This window comes from Neorhizobium sp. R1-B (assembly GCF_004368875.1).
Lineage (GTDB): Bacteria > Pseudomonadota > Alphaproteobacteria > Rhizobiales > Rhizobiaceae > Neorhizobium > Neorhizobium huautlense.
The window spans coordinates 1-19,743 of record NZ_SOEM01000006.1 but is presented as its reverse complement, the minus strand read 5'-3'; the positions used below and the strand labels follow the sequence as shown (position 1 = coordinate 19,743).

The window sequence follows — 19,743 nt, the reverse complement described above, 5'->3', positions numbered from 1 at the left end:
GTACCACCGACCGATCGCCAATGCCGCCGGGCGGCAACGCGCCTTCACCTCGGCGGTAGATGCCGTCTCGCGCGCTTCCTGGAAGCGGACATCGCTCACGGCGTCGTCACGTCGCGTGTGCCGAGATCGGTGCGGCCGCCCGGTAGCATCCAGCACGCCTTGTCTAGTGGATCGGCGCTGGACGAGAAATAATGCGCCGTCTTTCGTCGCGAACGACCGCACTGGCTGCAAGAATGCGTTGTGAACTAGACATCTTCATCCTCGTTCGGATTGGCTGGCAGCATGGGATGACTTCACCGCTGTTATCGTGGAATCGTGTTTATCGGTAAGTGCGGCGAATGTCGCAGCCAGCAGCCCAATCGTCGTCGAAAGAAGAATGATGCAGAAGAGCCCATAGGTCGCGTCGTTTTCTGTCAGCATCGCCCCCGTGATCGATGAAAGGGCCGCACCGCCGCCAACCGTCATGGCACCGGCCAATCCGGCGGCGCTTCCGGCGAGATCCGGACGCACCGAGAGCATCCCGGCATTGGCACTCGGCATGGTCAGGCCGTTGCCGATGCCGATCAGGATGCAGGGGCCGAATAGCGCAATGGCATTCCTGAAGCCTGCCAGAAACAGGGCCAAGCCGATTATAGGGCACGCGCACGCTACGACGCGCCCCATAATCATCATGGTGGTCAACGGCACGCGCCCGGCATATCGCCCCGACAGGAAGCTGCCGAAGATATAGCCCAGGGTTGTGACGCCCATGAAGATACCGAGCGTTCCGGCCTGTAGGTCATATGCCGATGTTGCCGCCAATGGAGCGCCGGCAAGGAAGGCATAGAACGCTCCAACCGAGAACGACATGCACAATCCGTAGGCCCAGAAGCGCGGCGCGCGGAACAAGGCCGGATAGGTTCGGAACTGCTGAGCAATCGTGTCCGAGCGCGCTTTGTTGGTTTCGCTCAGACCGAACCAGCACAAGAGGAACATCACTGCCCCGGCGAGGGCGAGACACCAGAAAATCGCCCGCCAGCCAAGGGCCTGATCTAAAGCCCCGCCGAATGCCGGGGCGAACATCGGCGCGATCGCCCAGATCATTGCCGTATAGCCGATCCTGCTCGCCGTCCGCTCCTTTCCGACGGTATCCCTGATGACCGCCATAGCGACCGGGTAGCAGGAGGTAATTGTAGCCTGAAGCATACGGAAGGCGAGGAATATCCAAATATCAGGCGATAGGGCACAGCCGATTGATCCAAGCGTGAAAGCAGCAAGGTTCGCCAGAATGATCGGTCGCCGTCCGAACCGATCCGACAGCGGACCCATGACCATTTCCACCGCAACGGCGACCACCGCATAGCCTGCCAACGACAAGCTAGCGAAAGCATAGCTTATATGAAAATCCCCGGCGATATTCGCCAGCGAAGGCAGGAACACGTTCAGCGGTATGACCGAAAGAGCGCACAATAGGATGATTGTCGAGAACCTTGGAGGGGAGCGCATCATGTCTCAGCCCTCTCCAAGCCGCTCCGCCGCGGAGAAATCGAGGGTGAGGGCAAGATCTTGATCGTGCTGCCTCTAGGGGTATTCGTTCCGAGCTTTGGTTTCGTCAGTGTCATTACGGCCTCGTCTAAGAGGCCGGCTGAGGATAGGTGTCGGACCCGTCCCTTCGCCGGCATGATCCGGATCAGGTTCAAAGGGTCACTGCGCTGCGTTGGCCAGCAGTATCTCAGCCCTTTGGCAGGGCACCCCTCGGTGTAGACGATGATAGAGCGAAAATCGCAAGCAAGCACGCTTTTTGAGGGGTACGGACAGTTACCACCTAAAACCTCACCTGGAAATTCACCCACCCCCTGGCAAGCATTCTCGCAGTGTCAACCCCGACTTTGTCTCACAAGCTGGATTTTAAACGCGTTTCTTCGGCAGCCGATGACCTCAAGGGGCTCAAGCCCACCGTTAACTGCGATAAGCAACATGTCCGCTTTTCCTACTGGCAATGCGCCAAGCTGACAGTCTGAATAGCGCCTTTATTTCCGCCGTTCAGACCACCGTTGCAGCTTCCCGAAAGCTGACGGTCTGCCAAGCCGGCACTAAGGCCTCGAATGGGTCGCAGCGGTTACTCCGCCGATCGCATTGCCGCCGTGCGCGGCCATGAACATGGCGACGGCCGATCGGCAGTAGGATTCGATCTCCTTGTCGTCCTCTGCTCGCCCCTGATCGAAGCGTGCAATAATCAGGAGATCGGACCCTTTGAAAAGCGCAGCGAACAAGCGGGCGGACCGGAGAGGATCGGGCACGTTTAGAACCGCCTTGTCGTGCAATTGACGCAACAGAACCTCGATTTGGGCGATGATATGGGCGGGGCCGGCGTCGTAATGCAGCTTACCCAACGACTTTTGATTCGTCGTGTCGGCCATGACCATGGCTTCGACATTGCGGACGTCCGGGCGCAACAGCGTGCGAAGCAGGGACGATCCCACCGCCATGAGCTGATCTTCGGCCGAACCGTCGACGCCTTCAAAAAGGACCTGCGGGATTAACTGATGGCACCGGGCCGCAAACGCCGCGCCAAACAGGGCCTCTTTGCTCTCGAAGTGCCTGTAGATGCTGAGTTTGGATATCTTCGCCCGCTGAGCGACCTTGTCCAATGTCGTCGCTTGAAAACCCAATTCCGCAAAAAGTTCGCTCGCGGCGTCGACTATGGTTTGACCAAGCGCCTCGTTAGCGGGCCGGCCGCGCCGGCCTCGACTATTTTCGGTCATTTCAATTCCAGTCCTTGACAGTATCTTTATTCTCGAATTACGATACCACTTAGTTTCAGAAATATGCAAGCCAATGAATGAATCGAAAAACACGAGGGCGCCATGCAACGACGAACACTGCTAAAGCTGGCCGCGCTGTCCACCATCGGCCTTCCGCACGCCCAAGCCATCGCGGGTTCGAACCCAACATCCTCTACCCACAATACGGAGCCCACTACCATGGATGACGTCATCATCATCGGCGGCAGCTTTGCCGGTCTCGCCGCCGCCCTGCAGCTCGGCCGTGCCCGCCGTAAGGTCACCGTTCTTGATACCGGCCTGCCGCGTAATCGCTTCGCGGGCCGCTCGCACGGTATGCTCGGCCACGATCACAAGCCACCGCTGGACATCCTGGCCGAGGCGCGGCAACAGCTGGCGCGTTATCCCGCGATCCGGCTGGTCAATGCCCGTGCCGACAGCATTTCCGGCACCATCGACAACTTCTCCGTCCTCACTGGCGATGGCGAAAGCCTTGGGGCGCGCCGCCTGATCCTGAGCTATGGCGTCGTTGACCAGATGCCTGATGTTCCGGGCTATGCCGAGAGCTGGGGCACATCCATCATTCCATGCCCCTATTGCGACGGCTTCGAAGTCGCCGGCCAGCATTGGGGCCTCGTCTGGTCCGGTCCGCAGTCAATGAACCAGGTCAGGCTATTTCGCGATTGGACTGACAGGCTGACGGTCTTCGCCGATGGTCACGAGATTTCATCCGATATCCGGGCCGATTTGGCGGGCCGCAACGTACCTGTCGTCGATGGCCGGATCACCGGCGTCGCCCGTCACGGGAGCCACAACGCCACGATCAAGCTCGATACCGGGCCAAACGTTGCGGTCGACATCCTGTTCGCGCATCCGCGCAACAAGCCGTCCGCGAGCCTGCATGAATCACTGGGTCTCGCCACGGCCGACACACCCCTCGGCGTCGTGCTCAAGGTCGACGAGCGCCGCGAAACCAGCATGCCGGGCATCTACGCTGCCGGCGACCTCACCAACCCCGTCTTGCCCTCGGTCACCACGGCAACATGGCAAGGCGCGATGGCGGGTATCTTCGCCCAACAATCGATGCTGGTTTGAGAGCACAGATTGGAGATGAACATGGCCGTCGAACCGGACAGCGCGGGTGTCCGCTTCCCTCCGCCCTTCGTCTATCTGGGAGCGCTGCTGTTGGGGCTGGCGGTGGAGCGGTTCGTCCCCCTGCGCTCGTTCGGCATCGACTGGCGGTTGCTGGTCGCGACGGGCGCGCCGCTGTTCGTTGCCGGCGCGGCGATCATGCTTGCGGCGGCGGGGCTGTTCCGGCGGCTGGGCACCAACATTCCGCCGTCGCAGCCAACGACCCTCATCGCCACGAACGGTCCTTATCGGTGGACCCGCAATCCCATGTATCTCGGCATGGCGCTTGTCTACGCCGGCCTTGCGATCGGTTTCGACGGGCCGATCGCCTTCGCCTTGCTCCCGTTGGTGCTGATCGCGATCCAGACGCAGGTGATCGCCCGCGAGGAGCGCTATCTCGAAGAGAAGTTCGGCGACGACTACCGCCGCTACAAGGCCGAGGTTCGCCGCTGGCTCTGACTATTCCGCCGCTGCCGCCTTCGGGGCCTTCTGATAAACCAGCACCGGGTTGCTTAAGCGGTAACCAAGAGCGGACAGACCGCCACCGGCCCCCCACCCCGGAAGCCTAGAGCCTGCTCGTTGTTCCAATGGCCAATGGTGGCCTAGGAGAACCACAATGGGTATAGCACAATATGATCCTACCGCGCTGGGCCGACCGGCCTGGAACGCAGGCAAGCAAGTTGGCGTCAAGAAGCCCCAGAAACAACGCCAAATCTGGCCGGTACGCTTTTTCCTCGACCGAGAAGGAAGGATGAGAGATCGGGCGCTTTTCGATCTCGCCATCGACAGCAAGCTCCGTGGCTGCGATCTGGTAAAACTGAAAATCGGGACTCTCGTCACGGGCCACGAAATTCGAAATCGCGCGATGGTCGTTCAGCAAAAGACCGGACGACCCGTGCAGTTCGAAATTACGACCGAGGTCAGAGCTAGTCTGCTTGCCTGGCTTCAACGAAGGGGAGGAACAGTCGATGACTATGCCTTTCCCAGTCGCGCCGACCACGCTGATCATCTCAGCACCCGGCAGTACGCCCGGCTGGTCGATGAGTGGGTGACGGCGATCGGGCTTCGTCGGGAGGATTACGGTACGCATTCCCTGCGGCGAACGAAGGCTGCGATGATTTACAAGGCAACCTGCAACCTTCGGGCGATCCAGATATTGCTTGGCCATACTAAAATCGAGAACACAGTAAGGTATCTCGGCGTCGACATTGAGGATGCACTGGAACTGGCCGAGCGAACCGAGATCTGAAGGGGGGACGGCCCTGCAGGTTGCGGGGCCGCGCCGTTTTGCACGGAGAGCCTCTTCCAGGATTCGATCGGCTTTGCGCCTTCAAGGCGGTCGTAAAGGGCGTCTGACGCGCTTCCTGAAAGCGGTCGTCGCTCACGGCGTCGTCACGCCGCGTGTGAGCCAGATGCGCACATTGCAAAGCGGAATTCTACGTCTTTTCGATCAGAAGCAGCACAAATTAGGCGTCGAAAAAGTGTGAGTGGGCATCAGTCTGTTCGGGCGAAAACGCCCGGAGTGACGCCTACATGCCGCGTCATCGCGACAGGGCAAGTGACGAGCGAGAGTTTAAGGTAACCTCTCCAATAGGGGCGACGCGGTGCCATCGATCAGCTCGCTTCTTTTGTTCGGGTTTTGCCCGGCCCTTGGTGGGCCTGGAAGGCGTAGCTTTTTTGCCTGCGTTAGCTCGCGAAACACCTGACGGAAGGCGGTGCGGTTGTCGCGACGGAAATCAGCGATCGTCTTGAAGTCAGGCTTCAGATGCCGAAGCAGCCAGATCACCTCGATGTTGCCATGTGTTTCCGCTTCCAGTCGGCGGCTCGAACGCACACGGTTGAGATAGCCGTAGATGTAGAGCTTCAGCAGATCGGCCGGATCGTAGCCGGGGCGGCCGGTCGCTTTCGGTGTCACGCGACTGAACCCACCGCCTGTAAATCCAGCCCATCAACGAAGGCGTCGATGAGCGTGCAGGATTCTCGGCACCGACATAATCATCCACCGCCTCTGGAAGAAGCAGCATCTGAGAGCAGTCTGTTGCTGATAAATGGGCCATAGCAAAACCTACCATGTCGCTACCATGAAGAATCACGGATGCCTTCCATAGAAAGAAGCGACATTGCCAATAAACAGAATAGTGCTCCACGCGCAGGACGTCCAGGAACCGTTCGTTTCTACGAAAAACACTTCAGCTTTGAAGCGTCCAAAACCCTCATCGCATCACCGGCGTTCGCACCGCCGCAAAAGCCGCGCGGGCGGCCGCCGAAAAATCCTCAGTTCTCCCTGGCGTCCACGTAGGCATAAGTGGGGAATTTTACTTCGGTTTCTGGGGAAAACTCACGCGGCATTGACAGGGATGGCGTCTCACGTTGGCGCACGTCTTGTTGTCCAAGGGATGCAGCGTCAAGGGGTTTCCGGACGGGCTGGCTTTGGCAGCGCCACATCCTTGTCACGCGCCTTCTCGCGTCACCTCGGATACGCTCCGAATGAGATCGGAAAACATCATCCGCCACTGCGGAAATAATCAAGCTGCATCAGTTTCATCCCTTTGCCAGTGATCGACCGGGCAGTAATTGACCGATCCCGGTCTTCACAGCATACGCGCAGCGCGCCCGCTTCGGCGTGTCGCGTTGTTGTAATAGCTTGAGGCCTGTTGGACCGAACGATGGCGCGACTGTTCCATCGCTTCGGGTAGGGGAATACCGCGGTTAGCCGCCTCGGTCAGGTACCCCGACCGCAGCCCGTGTGCCGAAAACTCCCCAGACTCCAGCCCTGCCAGCGCCGCCCGCTGCTTCACGATCTGGTTGATCGCACTCGGCTCCAGCGCCCGCTTCGAAACATTACCCCAACGATCGATCTTCCGAAAAATGCTCCCCGTTTCGATCTTACCCGCCACAAGCCAGGCATTCAGCGCATCCACCGGCCGTCCTGTCAGATAGACGATCTCATCGTGCTCGGAGCCGGACGTCTTGGTGCGGCCCAGATGAATGGCGAGAGAGGGGAGGGGAGGGCTAGCTTCAACGACGATCGGCGGCTCGACGATCAGCTGATCTCTGCGCAGACCGGCAATCTCGCTGCGACGGCGCCCGCCAGACGCGAACGCCACCATCAAAATTGCCCGGTCGCGGATATCACGAAGGCTGTCGGTGCTGCAGGTTGCGAGCAGCTTGGCCAGAACGTCGCCGGTTACCGCCTGGGCGCTCTTGCGTTTTCGGGGGCGTGGCGTTGCCCGCACTGCCAACCGGATCGCCGATTTGAGGGCAGGGGAGGCGAAGGCGCCGTCAACACCGCGCCATCTGGTCAGCGTCGACCAGCTGGCAAGCCGCCGGCGCACCGTATCGGGCGCATGCGGGCCGGACGACCGAAGGAAGCGCTGGTCGCGCAAGCTTTGCTCGACATCGGATGGCATGCCGTGGTGAGGGTCGATGGCGCGCTGCTCGGGCTGCCACAGGTGCTGCGCCACGAATTTCAGGAGAAGGGCCTCGGGTGCCGGCCAGGGCAGAGATTTGCCGGTGGCGGCCAGCGACCAGGCCTGCAGATAGGCAAGATCAGAGGTCAGCGCCCGCAGCGTATTGGCGCCCATGCCCTCGTTGACCAGATGGCGGAGCGTCTCGACATCCTGATCGGTCAACAGCTCGCCCAGTTCGTCGCGGCGGTCGATCGGCAGGACGGCGGCGATCGTGTCCAGCGTCGCGATGCGTTTGTCGATGGAACGTGACGGCGAACTGCTTATATCGCCAGGCCCTGGACGTGCTGCCACGACGATATCTACGGGTTCCGTCATCGCCGCTGCCCTTTACCAGACCCGCTCATGCAAGATCGCATCGAACGCCATGTCGGTGGAGACGAATGCGCAATGCTCCAGCCGTGCCTGGGCGGCGAGAATGCGGTCCCAAGGATCTCGGTGATCCCAGTCAAAAGCCGCCGCGAGCTCGGCATGCAGATCGCTGACGGCCAACGTTTGCAGGCCACTTTCCGTGACGGCTGCCCGCAGCTCTTGCGGCTTAAGATCAAGTTTGTTCAGGCGCATCTTGTTGTCCAACTCGTAGAACGTGACCGCACTAACGAGGATGGCGTTTGCCTTGTCCTCGATCAGGGATCGTGCCTTTGCCGACAGGCGATCGCTGCCGATCGTCCACCAGTAGACAGCATGGCTGTCGAGCAAAACTTTCATTGGGTGCTGTCGCCGCTCTCGGATTTGCCCTGCCAGACGCCGGTATCGTCGTTCCAGTCGCCAGCGTCGATCGCTGCCTGCTCTTCATCGACTGTATCGAACAGGTCATCGGGCAGTCGACGGTGGCGCAGCAGGCCGAACGGCCGCTTGCCTCCACCGGCTGCGGGGCCGATCCGTGCATAGACTTCGTTGCCGCGCATGATGACGATTTCCTCACCCTGGTTGGCGCGCTCGAGGACTTCTGCGAAATTTTTGCGGGCTTCGCTGATCTTGTAGCTGGTCTGGGGCATGATGCCCTCCGGTTTTGGTTCCTGAGCCGCACCATATCACCGCAAGTATTAACGTACAAGTAGGTTGTACATATCACCTCCGATAAGCATTTATCGAATCCTTCAACAGGCATCATGTCCTTGCGAGGCAGCCGATCGGCATACGCTGTGCCTTCGTCAATGTCTGTAGAAACTACGATCAATCTAGGGCAGCGCGCCATCTAGTGCAGTTTCCTCGGCAGCCTCGTGCGTTGCCGCCAACAGGCAAATCTTCAACGCAAGGTCAAACGACGTTTCAAACACGGTCACCGGCAGAAACTCATAGCGTGAATGGAAGTTGTAGGCGCCGGTAAAGAAGTTTGGCGTGGGTATGCCTCTTGCAGAGAGAACCGCGCCATCGGTGCCGCCCCGCATCGGGATTAGTTTTTCCTGGATACCGAGTTCCGCCATGGCCTTGCGAAGAATAGCCACCGCACGACCGTCATGATCCAGACCACTTGAGATATTCTGGTAGGTGTCGGTGATCTGGTAGCGGACATCACCTTTGGTATAGCGGGATCGTACTTGTTCCGCGGCCTCGGCAATCCGGCGCTTACGCTGATTGAAGCCATCGGTGTCGAAATCACGGATCAACGCCGTCAGCGTCGCCTCGCTATCGTTTGCGATAAGGTCCTTGAACCAGAAAAACCCCTCGCGCTTCTCGGTGTGCTCCGGCGTCTGCGATCGCTCGAAGCTGGAAACGAAATCAACCGCCATCAGCAACGGGTTGACGAGGGTTCCTTTCGCGGACATCGGGTGCGCACTGACGCCGGAAAAGACGATCTCGCAGGACGCGGCATTGAATGTTTCCAGGACCACTTCGCCAAGTTCGCAACAGTCGATCGTGTAGGCGAAGTCGCAAGGAAAGCGGGAGAGATCCATTGCTTTTGCGCCCCGTAGGCCAATTTCCTCGTCCGGCACGAAGGCGACAAAGACATCGCCATGGCCAACTACTGGATCAAGTCGGGCAAGCAGCGTCATGATGATCGCGATGGCGGCCTTGTTGTCCGCACCGAGCACGCTGGTACCGTCGCCGACAATGATATCTTCTCCCAACCAATCGGAAATTTCCGGATGCTCGCCAACCCGCAGCCAGATATCCTCCTGATGGTTGAGGCAGAGGTCGCTGCCGTCGAAGCGGAGGATTTGTGGCCGGACAACGGATGAAAGGCCGACATCGACCGTGTCGAGATGCGCGATGAAGCCAATCCGCGGTGCATAGGGCCGGTTGCCGCGTTTGACACCCGTCACGATCGCATGCTCGTCGGTAAGGACCTCGTCGAGACCGATCGACCGCATTTCTCCAGCGAGCAGTTCGGCAAGAGCGGCCTGTCCCGGAGAGGACGGCAGCAATTGCGAGCGGCCGTCACTTTGGCTCTCGATCGCCGCATACCGGAAAAACCGGCTGATGAGTTCTTCCCGAACGTCCATGATGATCCTCCCGAAGAAGTCTTGCGAAGGCCGCCTTGACGGAGATGGGCGCCTGATGGCGGTTGTCATCATCGTGGCGGCGGGGGTGTGACGCCGATCAGCTCTGACGCGGCACGGCCCCTGCGGCTAAACCCTGATGACGCCGACATCGCCGGATGTCTCGACTTCGACCCCCAGCTTGGCCGATTGCTCGCTAAACCGGCGCAATATCCGTTCCGCGCTTTTACCCGCCGCCAGATGCGGTGCAAGCCGCCGTTCCAGCACGCGATCAGCCATGGCCTCCTCACCGCCGATGATGACGGGATGAAGCCTGATCTCGATCAGTTCGTTATCTTTGCCGAACGAGCAGAGGCCGATGACGCTTTCCCAGACTTCACGTGCCGTCCAGGTCGATTTCTCAGAGCGGACGTGGAAGATGAAATTCCCCAGACTGTAGAAGATCGGCCGACCGCGATAGATCTCGATTGGCTGGAGAACGGGGGCGCCATGGCTCACGAACATATGCGCACCAGCATCGATACACCGCTTGGCGACCCCGCTCACCCAGTCGGGAACCTGGTACCAGTCCGACGCCCAATGGTGATGGTGGAGATAAGCGATAACCAGTGATCCTTCCGCCGCGGCGTCGGCGATTGACGCCAGGTTTCGTTTTAGATCTGCATCATCGATCTTGACGCTCCGTCCAAACCCTTTGGATCGCTTGAAGATTGCACGCGAGATGCCGATTTCGGTTTCCGGGGCGAGATGCGGCGGGTCGTCCGGCTGGCTGTCATTGGCAAGATCGATTGCCGTATAACCGACCTTGTTGCGGATCGCCTGTAATTGATCGAACGCGGTCTGGTCGACCTCGATCACCTGGGAAAGCCCGAGCCGATTGACCCCTGGGCGACCGGGGCGATTGCCCTCGGTATTGGCGGCATACATGAAATCAGGACCGGGACCCCCGTCCATCGCGACGATCGCCACCTGACGGTCGCCGATCGTCGCGGTGCTGGCGCGCGAAACCTCGGTGTGGTCGCGGCCAAGGCCGGCATGCAGAAATTCTCGCTTCTCCACCTCCTCAAGTGTGGAGAGCACGCCGGACGGCCCAAGATCGAAGGCATGGTTGTTCGAAAGCGACAGCGCGCCGAACCCCACGGCTTTGAGGGTATCGAGAACCGCCGGATCGCTGCAGCCAAAGAATGATCCCTTCAGCGGCCAGCCGCCGTGGCGCCCGAAAATGGTGCTCTCGAAATTGGTGAAGGAGAGATCGGCCTCGCGCAGGAGGGATTGAACCTCGAGGAAGCCCGGGGCGGGATTGTCGCGGATGTCATGTTTGATCAGCGATTGGCCGGTGACGGCCAATGTGAACCGGTGGTTCAAACTGGCGTTCAACCGGTCGTTTAATCTATCGGTCAATCTATTGAGAAACCTGTCATTCCAATTGTCATTCATGGGGACGTCACCTTTTGTGGCGTTATCCGCCACGCGTTGGGAAAATTACCTGGTGTATTGATTGGGGGCGGCCGGGAGCTAACACCTGCCGTTTGTCAACATGTAAACCGCTGGGGCCGGGCGTTGATGAGAGTGCGCGTATAAGGATTGTCGGAGCCACCAAAGATGAACTCCGACCCCCCGAAATCCTCCACCCGGCCATCCTTGAAGATGTAGACAGAGCTGCACATCTGCTGGACGATGGCGAGATCATGGGAGATGAAGATCATCGTCATCCCCTGCTCGGCGATACTGTCTTTCAGAAGCGCGACGATCTCTGCCTGAACCGAAACATCGAGCGCCGAGGTCGGCTCGTCGGCGACGATGATCTCCGGGCGCGCAAGCAGGGCCCGGGCGATACAGACGCGCTGCTTCTGGCCCCCGGAGAGCTGGTGCGGATAACGGGTGGAGAGGCTTCGGGCAAGTCCCAACCGATCCATCATTGCCGCCGCATTCGCCGGCTCTTTCGCACGTCCGGCCTTGGCGCCGAAGCGAATGCACTCGTCGAGCGTCTGAGCAACCGTCATCCGCGGGTTCAAGGAGACCGAAGGATCCTGGAAGATCATCTGAACGCGCCCAAGCAGACCGTTGCGACGTCCGCTCTTGGAGATATCGAATACTCGATCCCCGATCTCGATCCTGCCCGCCGACGCGGTGTCCAGGCCTGCAAGGATACGGCCGAAGGTCGTCTTTCCGCTGCCGCTCTCGCCGACAATCCCGGTGATCGAGCCGCGCGGCAGCCGGATGTCGACGTCCCGCAATCCCATCCCCGGCTTGCTTCGGCCAAAGCTCCAGACAAAACCTTGCGACCCGAATTGTTTCGAGACGCCTTGGGCGACGACGAGCGTGGGTGAGTTGCCGTCGCCGCTCGCCGAAGAACCGCGCTGGCGAGCGCCTTGGGCGGCGTTCGTGGTGGCGGGGGCGATGTGAAGTTTCGGAACGGCGGCGATCAGCTTTCGGGTATAGTCGTGGGCGGGAGCCTCAAGAATGGTTTCCGTGCGGTCGGCTTCCACCACCTGTCCCTTCCGCATCACGACAACCCGGTCGGTGATCTCGGAGATCACCCCCATGTCGTGGGTGACGAGCAGGATAGAAACACCTGTTTCGTCGACGAGGGTCCTTAAAAGTTTGAGGATCTGCTTCTGGACGGTTGCGTCGAGCGCCGAGGTCGGCTCGTCGGCGACGACGATGTTTGGCGCGCCGGCAAGAGCGATCGCGATGACGATACGTTGCCTCTGCCCCCCGGAAAACTGGTGGGGATAGTTGCGATATCGCCGCTCCGGGTCAGGTATCCCGACGCGGGCCAGCAGGTCGAGGGCGCGAGCGCGCGCCGCGCGCCTTGAAAGTGTGGCATCGACGGCAAGGCAGGTTTCCTCCACCTGCGCGCCGACGCTCATCAGCGGGTCGAGCGACGCAGTGTGGTCCTGGAAGATGGCCGATATCCGCCGTCCCCGAAGCGCCTCGCGCTCGCCCTCCGTCATGGTGTCGATCGCCTTGCCGTCGAACTCGATCGTCCCCGACGTCTGCTCAAACTCCGGCGAAAGAAGGCCGAGGACCGCATTGCCGAGCGTCGACTTTCCGGCTCCCGACTCGCCGATAATGCCAAGAATCTCGCCGCGGCCGAGCTCAAGACCGACGTCGGACAGGATGGAGGTTGGTCCGTCTTGCGAACTGTATCGAAGGCTAAGATTTTGCACCCGCAGCAGGGGCGCCGTCACGGCTTGTTCCGTCATAGCGATTTGCTCCTTGGGTCGAGGCTGCGTCGAACGTCTTCGCCGACGAAATTGATGCTGACGATCAGGCCGAAGAGGGCGAGGCCCGGAAACAGGCTGATCCAGTATTGGCCGGTCAGAAGATACTGGAACCCGTTGGCGACGGCGGATCCGAGCGAGGGTCTGTCGATCGGCACGCCCAGACCCAGGAAGGAGAGGGTGGCCTCCAGCGCGACCGCGTGGCCGACCTCGATCGGGATCAAGGTAACGGCCGGCGCGATACTGTTTGGAAGTAGATGCCGAAAGATGATCCGGGATGTCGGGAGCCGCATCAGGCGCGCCGCATCCATATAGGGCTTGTCTGCCTCGCTCAGCGCGACACTGCGGGCAATCCGTGCATAAGTCGCCCATTGTGCGATGATCAATGCCAGGATGATCCGGTCAACCCCTGGTCCAAGCGTGACGATGGCGATGAGCGCGATCAGGATCGTCGGCAAGCTGAGTTGCAGGTCGACCAGCCGCATGATCGCGACGTCAACCCACTTGCCGAACCAGGCGGCACTGACGCCGGCCGTCAAGCCGATGAGCGCGGCGGCCGCGCTGCTGATGATCGAGACGACCAGGCTGATGCGCAGGCCGTAAAGGATGGTGCTGGCGATATCCCGCCCAAGCCCGTCCGTGCCGAACAGGTAGAGATAACCGCCACTGCCGGCCGTTCCAGGCGGAGAGGACGCCTCCCATCCGTAGATCTGCAGTGGATCATAGGGATTTTGGGGCGCAATCATCGGTGCTGCAACGGCAAGCAGGATGTAGGTTGTGAGAAGTAGCTTCGACACGGTCATGACCGGTCCGTGCGGGCGTTTCTTCAGCGCGCTTAGAATTCTGGCTTTCATGACGATCACCTTTGTGAAGACAGGCGCACGCGCGGATCGAGCACGGCATGGAAAAGGTCGACAAGCGCGTTCAGCGCAACGAAGGCGACTGCGATGAAGGTCAAGGTCGCCATCACCACCGGACGGTCGAGAAGCTGGATGGAATCGATCAACAGCTTGCCGACGCCCGGCCAGGAGAAGATCGATTCCACCACCACGGCAAAGGCCAGCATCCCCCCGAACTGCAGGCCGATGATCGTGACGATCGGCACGCTGATATTGGGAAGGGTATGCCGCAACAGGATCCTTCGCGGCGAAAGCCCTTTGGCGCGGCAAAACCTCGTATGGTCCAGATTCTCGACCTCGATCGTCCCCGACCGCGAAAGACGGGCAATGAGTGCGATATTGGGTATCGCCAGTGCCGACGTTGGAAGGACGAGGTGCCACAGCCCGTTCGCGGTAAGGAAACTCCAATCCTGACCGAGGAAGCTGGCGGTCGACCCTCTGCCGCCCGAGGGGAACCAACCTGTCAGGATGGCCCCGACGAGGATCAGCATCATCGCCAGCCAGAAGGATGGAATGCTGAGCGCCGACACGCTTGCCCTGAGGACCGTCCGATCGAGCAGCGTTCCGCGCCGTCGGCCGGCAATAAGGCCAAGTCCCGTTCCGAACGGGGCTGCGATGAGCATGGCAACGCAGGCAAGCTCCAATGTCGCCGGCAGCTTGGCTATCACCAGTTCGAAGGCCGGCAAGTGATAGATGTAGGAGGTGCCGAAGTTTCCGCTGACGACATTGTCGAGGAAGACGAGATATTGCCGCCAGATCGGCTGATCCAGCCCGAGTGCGACCGTCGCCCGACGGATGTCTTCGGGCGTGGCGGTCTCGATGTTGACGATGTTGAAGACCGGGTTTCCGACGCTGTGGATGCCGATAAACCCGATCAGCGACATGGCGATGAGAAGTAGGAAGGCCTGCAAAAATCGTCCGGTTGCGACTGAAATCATGCCCATGACGCTTACTCCCCGGCTGGCAGCGTCTGCATCGCCGTCGTCCAGCCGCGGGGATGCATGACATAGGAGCCGATCCGCGGGCCGAAGCCGACGATGTGGTGAAAATGGTAGAGCGGTATGATCGGCTGGTCGGCCATCGCCAGTTCCGTGGCTTCGGCCAGCGCCTGGTTTCGTTCTGGCCCCTCCTTGATGCCCTCTGCCTTTGCGAGCATCGCGTCGAAGGCAGCGTTTTGGTACTTCCCGAAGTTCAGGGCGCCGGTTCCGCGCTCCGGATCGGGTGAGGCGACAAGCGCATGTAGGATCACATCGACGGCCTCGCCGGACGTGCCGCCGTACCAGACCGCATATTCGCCAGCCGCCCGTTTGCTGTTGAAGACCGAAAAGGGAGCGGCTGACGGCTGGGCGTTGACGCCGATGCGGGCCCAGCTTTGCGCGATCGCCTGGAGGCTCTCGGCGTCCCCTGGATAGCGTCCGGCAGGCCCTGCCAGCACGAGGTTGAAGCCGTCCGGGAATCCGGCCCTTGCGAGCATGGATCTTGCCTCGTCATAGTTTGGCGAGGCGGTGGTGAGTTTTGCCGATGTGCCTGGCAAACCATTCGGGAACACCTGGGCCGCGGCCGTGCCATAGCCTGCAAGGATCTTGTCGACGAGCACGCCGCGATCAGTCGCCATCGCAAGCGCACGCCGAACCAGCGGGTCCTTGAAGGGATTGGCGATCGGTTCGCCCGATTTGTCCGTTACCCCCGGAAGCGTGTCTCGCGAGACATCGAACTGCACGAAATTGATCCGGGCTGCACCGATATTGGCGATCCGGGGGCCGCGCTCCTTCAACGAGGCGACGTCGCGGGCTGGAATGGCGTCCGCCACATCGACCTCGCCGGTGTTGAGTGCTGCCACCCGGGCCGCCGGGTTCTCTACTACCCGGAACGAAATTGTTGGCCAGGCCGGCTTCTCACCCCAGTACCTGTCGTTGCGGGCAAGTCTCAGCCTCTCGCCGGAACTCCAGCTCTCGAACTGGTAGGGTCCGGTACCGATGGAAGAACGGCCGGTGTTCAGGTCTTCGGTCGTCTGATATCCCTCGGACGGCCGGTTCATCACAAAGATCGATGAGAAGAACAGCGGCAGGTTGGGAACCGGAGCATTGGTCTCGATCACCACCGTCATGGGATCAGGTGCCGAGATCGCCTTGATCCCGCTCACATAGGAGCGAAAGCCGCCGCTTGGTGGCTTCAGGACGTCGCGGATGCGCTCGATCGTGTAGACGACGTCGTCTGCCGTGAACTCCGAACCATCATGAAAGCGGACATTCTCGCGGAGCTTGAACTCAAACCGTGTGTCGGAGAGAGACCGCCAGGAGGTGGCAAGACCTGGCTTCAACTCAAGCTTCTCGTCCTGATAAACGAGCCTTTCGTAGATGTGGGAGAGCAGCGAGGTGTTCTCGTTCAAATTTGCGTAATGCGGATCGAGCGTCATCAGCTTGTAGGATGTAGCGATCCGAAGCTCTGGCTGGTCTTCTGCCTGTTCCTGTGCTTGTGCCGATGTGGAGGGAGCAATTCCCAGGAAGAGTGAGATGAGGAGCGGGCAAAGCATGCCTGTGCGAAATAGATTTCCCAGTTTCATGTCAGTTCCTTGCTTCTTGGTTTTCGGTGGATTCGAAACGCCGCGCGGAGGGGCGCGACGTGTGGTTATGGGTGGAGTGGCAGCGGGACGGGCAAAGGGTGGGCAGCGGACCGAAAGCCCGCTCAGGTGCTCGTCAGCTGCCTTGGATTGCCGATCGCAGTTCCCGCATCGGCGGGGGACGGTCTCCACCAGCCAAAGAGGCGTGGATCCTCTAGAGGTCGGAGATGACGGCGCGGATTTGCGGCCAAGGCTCTTGCTGGTTTGTGGGAGAGGGTTGCCCCCTGGTGCCCGCGGCGTGAAGCTTGGCGGTTACAACGGCAATGGATTGTGCCGGCGCCTGCCACACGGCGGCTGCGGCTTCCTCCGCGGTTTTTGAGGCGCAGTCCTCGGCCTCGAGGGCTTCGCCGTAGTCGCGTTCCCTGCTTGACGCATCGCTCTGCAGTAGGCTGTTCGTTGAAAAGAGCGTGCGTTCTAGCTGCTGCTGACGCTGGTTTGATTCGGTCGAATGACCCCAGGTGGTCCACCAGACACGCCAGGCATCCATCGCCGGGTCGTCTTTGCAGGCGTCGAAGGGTGGATTTTGGGCGGCGGAAGACGATGGACATGTGGGTAAGGACGCCACAAGCAGCGAATGGAACGCTCCCCCGGTGACCGGAGACAAAGTTCTGCTATTGTCGGAATCAGCCATGATCCGAGCTCCCTATAGCTTGGTTGTGGTCAGATCGAGCAGGTGTTCCAGCACCTGTTCGATCGTCAGGCCGTATTTTTCCTACAAAATGTAAGAAGTCAATCAGAAAGTTTGCCTTGAATAACGATCTACTTAAGATGGAGCAGTGCCGAGGGGCGCGAGCTATGCTGGGTTGGAGCCAAGCCGATCTGGCTAAAGCGGCCAATGTATCTCGTCAGACCATAGCGGACTTCGAGCGAGGAGCTCATGTCCCCATCGCCAACAACCTAACAAGCATCGTTGCGGCATTTGAAAAGGCAGGAATCGAGTTCATCCCCGAGAATGGCGGCGGCGTGGGAATTCGTTTCAAGAAGTAATGTAGCCGGTCACAGCGTGGTAAATCATTTTCCGACCTGCTGCAGAGTCAGAGTTCGTTTGCGTTAAGACTGCACACCAATCAGCTGGAGCACGAGGTGCTTGACGGAATTTCACGCAGGCAATTGCCCGAGTTGTCACAATGGCCGCCTCTTTCTGTTTCGGGAGAGCGATACCGGGGATGTCTACGGACATTGCGAGGAGTGCGAGCAGGGTTATCGAACGCCGGCAGAAATCGGGAGCAACAGCGGGTTTCTAACCCTACTCGATGAGGTCGATGCCGATTGGGCGACCGAGGATGAAATATCGCGAAGCGTCTGGGCGAACTATCGGATTTTCCAGGCATAGCTACAGGGGTTGCGGAGAGATAGCCAGAAAAGCTTAGCAAACACCGGGGATTAGGAGTAGGGGCGATGGAAAACAGATATGCGGAAATGCTTGAACTAGCTAGGCTGCATGTCCCCGAAGGCAGGCTCGGAAAAGACGACATTTACGGGCAATTTCCCACCAACCCTATTGCCGTGTATCTGCGCGGTATAAAACCGGAGCTGACGGCAGACGACATCTACAGCGGCTCGTATTGGAGATTGAAATACACCGCAGTGGCCGACCATTACGGCTATCCCGCCTGGGTCGCGGCGCTCCACAATTCGATTTTTTCGGGGCTACCAACTACGGAGGCCCTTGATTGGCATGTCCAGATTGCCGAAACGATCGCTGCTTTCGGCGAAAGCGTCGATTGGGGCAAGGCGCTTCACCGCACCCACATCGGCATCCTGTCTATTGCTCGCCAAGCCATACCATCGGTGCAAGGTGACACCACAGCGCACGGTGACGGTGCACAATGTGTGACCCGGGTGGCTGCCTTGCACGAAACGGCGCTTAGGGGCGAAACGCCGGACCAGAGGGAATGGGATGTCGCGGCGGAGGCCGCTCTGGTCCAAGCCAACCTCAACGATCCTCGCAGAGGAACAATCGGCAGAGCCGGTAATCAAGCAGCACAAGCTGCCCATTATTCTGCAAAATGGTCTCCCGGAGCAATGGAGGCCCTTGCGTATCTAGCCCCTGTATGGACCTCGGAAGCAGCGACTTATGCTGCCATGGCATCGGCTCTTCTGGCACGCCACGGTGTCGAATGGAGCCACACCCTACCTTTTTTGGAAGCCGAATGGCACCCAGGTGAATCTGTCCTGCCGTTTGTTGGGAGCTTATTGGCACGTGAAATAGCGCGCATCGAAGAATATAGCGCGGCGGAAAAGACATATGAGGCAGCGCTTATTACCAATTATCGGAAGCTTCGCGACCTAACCCTCAGCGCTATCCGCGACACAGCGGCCGGATAGGCTCATCGCGCGACGTCGTGCCACGACATGCACCTGGACGGATAAGCATCAGCCTCTCACTTTTGAGGATCAAGTCTGGAAACATCTGGCCTTGTTCTTTGACGCGCTGCGCCGCGCCCCCGTTCAATCCCCGGATCACCCTCTTCGTCTTCTCGAAGTCGAACACCTGCTGCGGATCTTTCGGCGCCATGTCGACGAAGGAGCTTCCGTCGAGCAGGCCGGGGTCCATGACGCCCTTCTCGGTCAGGTGCTCGATCACCGTGTCGAGGAATTCCATCGGGTCGGCGGCGACATTTGTGTCGGACAGGAAGCTGCTGAAGGCTTCCGCGACGGCGGCGCGGTCGAGGCATACTGGCGGATGAAAGGGCCGAAACCGGGGGAGTTTCGGTCACCTATTCGATATGGCCAGCTTGCCGATACCGGCGACGGCCGAGCTTATCCATGATCTCTATGAAGAGCTGAACCGAGAAATCCCCCAGATCCTGAACTCGCATCGGAGCACGGCAGCGCTAGATTTCCTCTTCTCGCGCCCGGTGTCATTAACAACGTATTCATCGAGAAATCCGGGATCCCAGAAACCTCAGCCCATCGACAAGAGGTCCTCAGCTGCAACTTTCATCGCTATGAGAACGCCCGCGCTGAGCAACGTGACACATCTTTACCCGGACAGGTGGCGGAGTGGTCGAAAAAACCGCACTCGAAATGCGGCATACTCGCAACGGTATCGTGGGTTCGAATCCCACCCTCTCCGCCATAAATATCAATGTCCATACCGGAGATGGGGTATTCGGCTTTCGCCTCATCTTCCACGGTGATGCAGGAGGTGCTGCGCTTCGAGCTGATGATAAAACGTGGTCTGTCCAAA

18 protein-coding genes, 1 tRNA gene, 2 pseudogenes and 1 riboswitch are annotated in these 19,743 nt (G+C 59.8%); of the genes and pseudogenes, 7 read left to right on the top strand and 14 right to left on the bottom strand.

Features of this window, described 5'->3' with window-relative positions; translation table 11 throughout:
* Positions 1–255: 255 nt before the first annotated feature.
* Positions 256–1,488 carry a multidrug effflux MFS transporter gene (locus tag EDE05_RS10630; RefSeq protein ID WP_105370816.1) on the bottom strand — a complete coding sequence of 411 codons (1,233 nt, stop codon included), beginning with the start codon at positions 1,486–1,488 and terminating at the stop codon, positions 256–258.
* A 141-nt stretch (positions 1,489–1,629) separates the two neighbouring features.
* Positions 1,630–1,745, bottom strand: a riboswitch (TPP riboswitch).
* Positions 1,746–2,072: 327 nt separating this feature from the next.
* A complete protein-coding gene (locus tag EDE05_RS10625) occupies positions 2,073–2,744 on the bottom strand; it encodes a TetR/AcrR family transcriptional regulator (protein ID WP_134101216.1) in 672 nt (223 codons plus the stop codon).
* Between the two features lie 219 nt (positions 2,745–2,963).
* On the opposite strand from EDE05_RS10625, the gene EDE05_RS10620 reads away from it, so the two are divergent.
* The 3 genes from EDE05_RS10620 (at position 2,964) to EDE05_RS10610 (ending at position 5,142) form a co-directional block, all read left to right on the top strand.
* Positions 2,964–3,857 (top strand): NAD(P)/FAD-dependent oxidoreductase, encoded by an 894-nt coding sequence (locus EDE05_RS10620; protein WP_166675451.1) that lies wholly within the window; start codon positions 2,964–2,966, stop codon positions 3,855–3,857.
* 21 nt (positions 3,858–3,878) lie between these two features.
* The gene (locus EDE05_RS10615; RefSeq protein WP_134100884.1) at positions 3,879–4,352 is read left to right on the top strand and encodes an isoprenylcysteine carboxylmethyltransferase family protein; all 474 of its coding nucleotides are present in this window, start codon (positions 3,879–3,881) and stop codon (positions 4,350–4,352) included.
* Positions 4,353–4,509: 157 nt separating this feature from the next.
* Positions 4,510–5,142 carry a tyrosine-type recombinase/integrase gene (locus EDE05_RS10610; RefSeq protein ID WP_134100880.1) on the top strand — a complete coding sequence of 211 codons (633 nt, stop codon included), beginning with the start codon at positions 4,510–4,512 and terminating at the stop codon, positions 5,140–5,142.
* 471 nt (positions 5,143–5,613) lie between these two features.
* Here the strand turns inward: EDE05_RS10610 and EDE05_RS10605 are convergent.
* Positions 5,614–5,950: pseudogene (locus EDE05_RS10605) on the bottom strand (transposase); the annotation flags it as partial.
* Positions 5,951–6,096: 146 nt separating this feature from the next.
* Between EDE05_RS10605 and EDE05_RS27045 the strand changes: the two are divergent.
* Positions 6,097–6,192 (top strand): annotated as a pseudogene (locus tag EDE05_RS27045) (AAA family ATPase); the annotation flags it as partial.
* A 292-nt stretch (positions 6,193–6,484) separates the two neighbouring features.
* Here the strand turns inward: EDE05_RS27045 and EDE05_RS10595 are convergent.
* The 10 genes from EDE05_RS10595 to EDE05_RS10550 form a co-directional block, all read right to left on the bottom strand.
* Positions 6,485–7,678 carry a tyrosine-type recombinase/integrase gene (locus EDE05_RS10595; protein ID WP_134100876.1) on the bottom strand — a complete coding sequence of 398 codons (1,194 nt, stop codon included), beginning with the start codon at positions 7,676–7,678 and terminating at the stop codon, positions 6,485–6,487.
* 12 nt (positions 7,679–7,690) lie between these two features.
* On the bottom strand, positions 7,691–8,068 hold the full coding sequence (locus EDE05_RS10590) for a type II toxin-antitoxin system VapC family toxin (RefSeq protein ID WP_112800754.1): 378 nt from the start codon (positions 8,066–8,068) through the stop codon (positions 7,691–7,693).
* Entirely contained in the window at positions 8,065–8,358 is a 294-nt protein-coding gene (locus tag EDE05_RS10585) for a type II toxin-antitoxin system prevent-host-death family antitoxin (protein ID WP_134100873.1), read from the bottom strand. The genes EDE05_RS10590 and EDE05_RS10585 overlap by 4 nt, the downstream gene beginning before the upstream one ends.
* 183 nt (positions 8,359–8,541) lie before the next feature.
* Positions 8,542–9,807, bottom strand: coding sequence for a peptidase T (pepT, locus tag EDE05_RS10580; protein ID WP_134100869.1), 1,266 nt, complete (start codon positions 9,805–9,807; stop codon positions 8,542–8,544).
* A 126-nt stretch (positions 9,808–9,933) separates the two neighbouring features.
* Positions 9,934–11,169, bottom strand: a complete 1,236-nt coding sequence (locus EDE05_RS10575) for a CapA family protein (RefSeq protein WP_134101213.1) — start codon at positions 11,167–11,169, stop codon at positions 9,934–9,936.
* A 167-nt stretch (positions 11,170–11,336) separates the two neighbouring features.
* Complete coding sequence (locus tag EDE05_RS10570) at positions 11,337–13,013, bottom strand: ABC transporter ATP-binding protein (protein ID WP_134100866.1); 1,677 nt, start codon at positions 13,011–13,013, stop codon at positions 11,337–11,339.
* Positions 13,010–13,885 carry an ABC transporter permease gene (locus EDE05_RS10565; protein WP_134100862.1) on the bottom strand — a complete coding sequence of 292 codons (876 nt, stop codon included), beginning with the start codon at positions 13,883–13,885 and terminating at the stop codon, positions 13,010–13,012. The genes EDE05_RS10570 and EDE05_RS10565 overlap by 4 nt, the downstream gene beginning before the upstream one ends.
* A 5-nt stretch (positions 13,886–13,890) precedes the next feature.
* On the bottom strand, positions 13,891–14,874 hold the full coding sequence (locus EDE05_RS10560; RefSeq protein ID WP_134100859.1) for an ABC transporter permease: 984 nt from the start codon (positions 14,872–14,874) through the stop codon (positions 13,891–13,893).
* Positions 14,875–14,879: 5 nt separating this feature from the next.
* On the bottom strand, positions 14,880–16,493 hold the full coding sequence (locus tag EDE05_RS10555; protein ID WP_134100856.1) for an ABC transporter substrate-binding protein: 1,614 nt from the start codon (positions 16,491–16,493) through the stop codon (positions 14,880–14,882).
* Between the two features lie 211 nt (positions 16,494–16,704).
* On the bottom strand, positions 16,705–17,181 hold the full coding sequence (locus EDE05_RS10550; protein WP_134100853.1) for a hypothetical protein: 477 nt from the start codon (positions 17,179–17,181) through the stop codon (positions 16,705–16,707).
* Positions 17,182–17,318: 137 nt separating this feature from the next.
* Here EDE05_RS10550 and EDE05_RS10545 point away from each other — a divergent pair, with 137 nt between their 5' ends.
* Complete coding sequence (locus EDE05_RS10545) at positions 17,319–17,537, top strand: helix-turn-helix transcriptional regulator (RefSeq protein WP_134101210.1); 219 nt, start codon at positions 17,319–17,321, stop codon at positions 17,535–17,537.
* A 411-nt stretch (positions 17,538–17,948) separates the two neighbouring features.
* Positions 17,949–18,878 (top strand): hypothetical protein, encoded by a 930-nt coding sequence (locus EDE05_RS10540; protein WP_134100851.1) that lies wholly within the window; start codon positions 17,949–17,951, stop codon positions 18,876–18,878.
* On the opposite strand, the gene EDE05_RS10535 is transcribed toward EDE05_RS10540, so the two are convergent.
* The gene (locus EDE05_RS10535; RefSeq protein ID WP_134101207.1) at positions 18,853–19,185 is read right to left on the bottom strand and encodes a hypothetical protein; all 333 of its coding nucleotides are present in this window, start codon (positions 19,183–19,185) and stop codon (positions 18,853–18,855) included. The two genes, EDE05_RS10540 and EDE05_RS10535, sit on opposite strands and share 26 nt — an antisense overlap.
* 357 nt (positions 19,186–19,542) lie before the next feature.
* Between EDE05_RS10535 and EDE05_RS10525 the strand changes: the two genes are divergently transcribed.
* Positions 19,543–19,632 (top strand) — tRNA-OTHER (locus EDE05_RS10525).
* Positions 19,633–19,743: the final 111 nt, after the last annotated feature.

Coding starts and splice junctions, on each gene's coding strand:
- EDE05_RS10630 (WP_105370816.1), bottom strand. CDS start 1,488: ATGATGCGCTCCCCTCCAAGGTTCTCGACAATCATCCTATTGTGCGCT.
- EDE05_RS10625 (WP_134101216.1), bottom strand. CDS start 2,744: ATGACCGAAAATAGTCGAGGCCGGCGCGGCCGGCCCGCTAACGAGGCG.
- EDE05_RS10620 (WP_166675451.1), top strand. CDS start 2,964: ATGGATGACGTCATCATCATCGGCGGCAGCTTTGCCGGTCTCGCCGCC.
- EDE05_RS10615 (WP_134100884.1), top strand. CDS start 3,879: ATGGCCGTCGAACCGGACAGCGCGGGTGTCCGCTTCCCTCCGCCCTTC.
- EDE05_RS10610 (WP_134100880.1), top strand. CDS start 4,510: ATGGGTATAGCACAATATGATCCTACCGCGCTGGGCCGACCGGCCTGG.
- EDE05_RS10595 (WP_134100876.1), bottom strand. CDS start 7,678: ATGACGGAACCCGTAGATATCGTCGTGGCAGCACGTCCAGGGCCTGGC.
- EDE05_RS10590 (WP_112800754.1), bottom strand. CDS start 8,068: ATGAAAGTTTTGCTCGACAGCCATGCTGTCTACTGGTGGACGATCGGC.
- EDE05_RS10585 (WP_134100873.1), bottom strand. CDS start 8,358: ATGCCCCAGACCAGCTACAAGATCAGCGAAGCCCGCAAAAATTTCGCA.
- pepT (WP_134100869.1), bottom strand. CDS start 9,807: ATGGACGTTCGGGAAGAACTCATCAGCCGGTTTTTCCGGTATGCGGCG.
- EDE05_RS10570 (WP_134100866.1), bottom strand. CDS start 13,013: ATGACGGAACAAGCCGTGACGGCGCCCCTGCTGCGGGTGCAAAATCTT.
- EDE05_RS10565 (WP_134100862.1), bottom strand. CDS start 13,885: ATGAAAGCCAGAATTCTAAGCGCGCTGAAGAAACGCCCGCACGGACCG.
- EDE05_RS10560 (WP_134100859.1), bottom strand. CDS start 14,874: ATGGGCATGATTTCAGTCGCAACCGGACGATTTTTGCAGGCCTTCCTA.
- EDE05_RS10555 (WP_134100856.1), bottom strand. CDS start 16,493: ATGAAACTGGGAAATCTATTTCGCACAGGCATGCTTTGCCCGCTCCTC.
- EDE05_RS10550 (WP_134100853.1), bottom strand. CDS start 17,181: ATGGCTGATTCCGACAATAGCAGAACTTTGTCTCCGGTCACCGGGGGA.
- EDE05_RS10545 (WP_134101210.1), top strand. CDS start 17,319: ATGGAGCAGTGCCGAGGGGCGCGAGCTATGCTGGGTTGGAGCCAAGCC.
- EDE05_RS10540 (WP_134100851.1), top strand. CDS start 17,949: ATGGAAAACAGATATGCGGAAATGCTTGAACTAGCTAGGCTGCATGTC.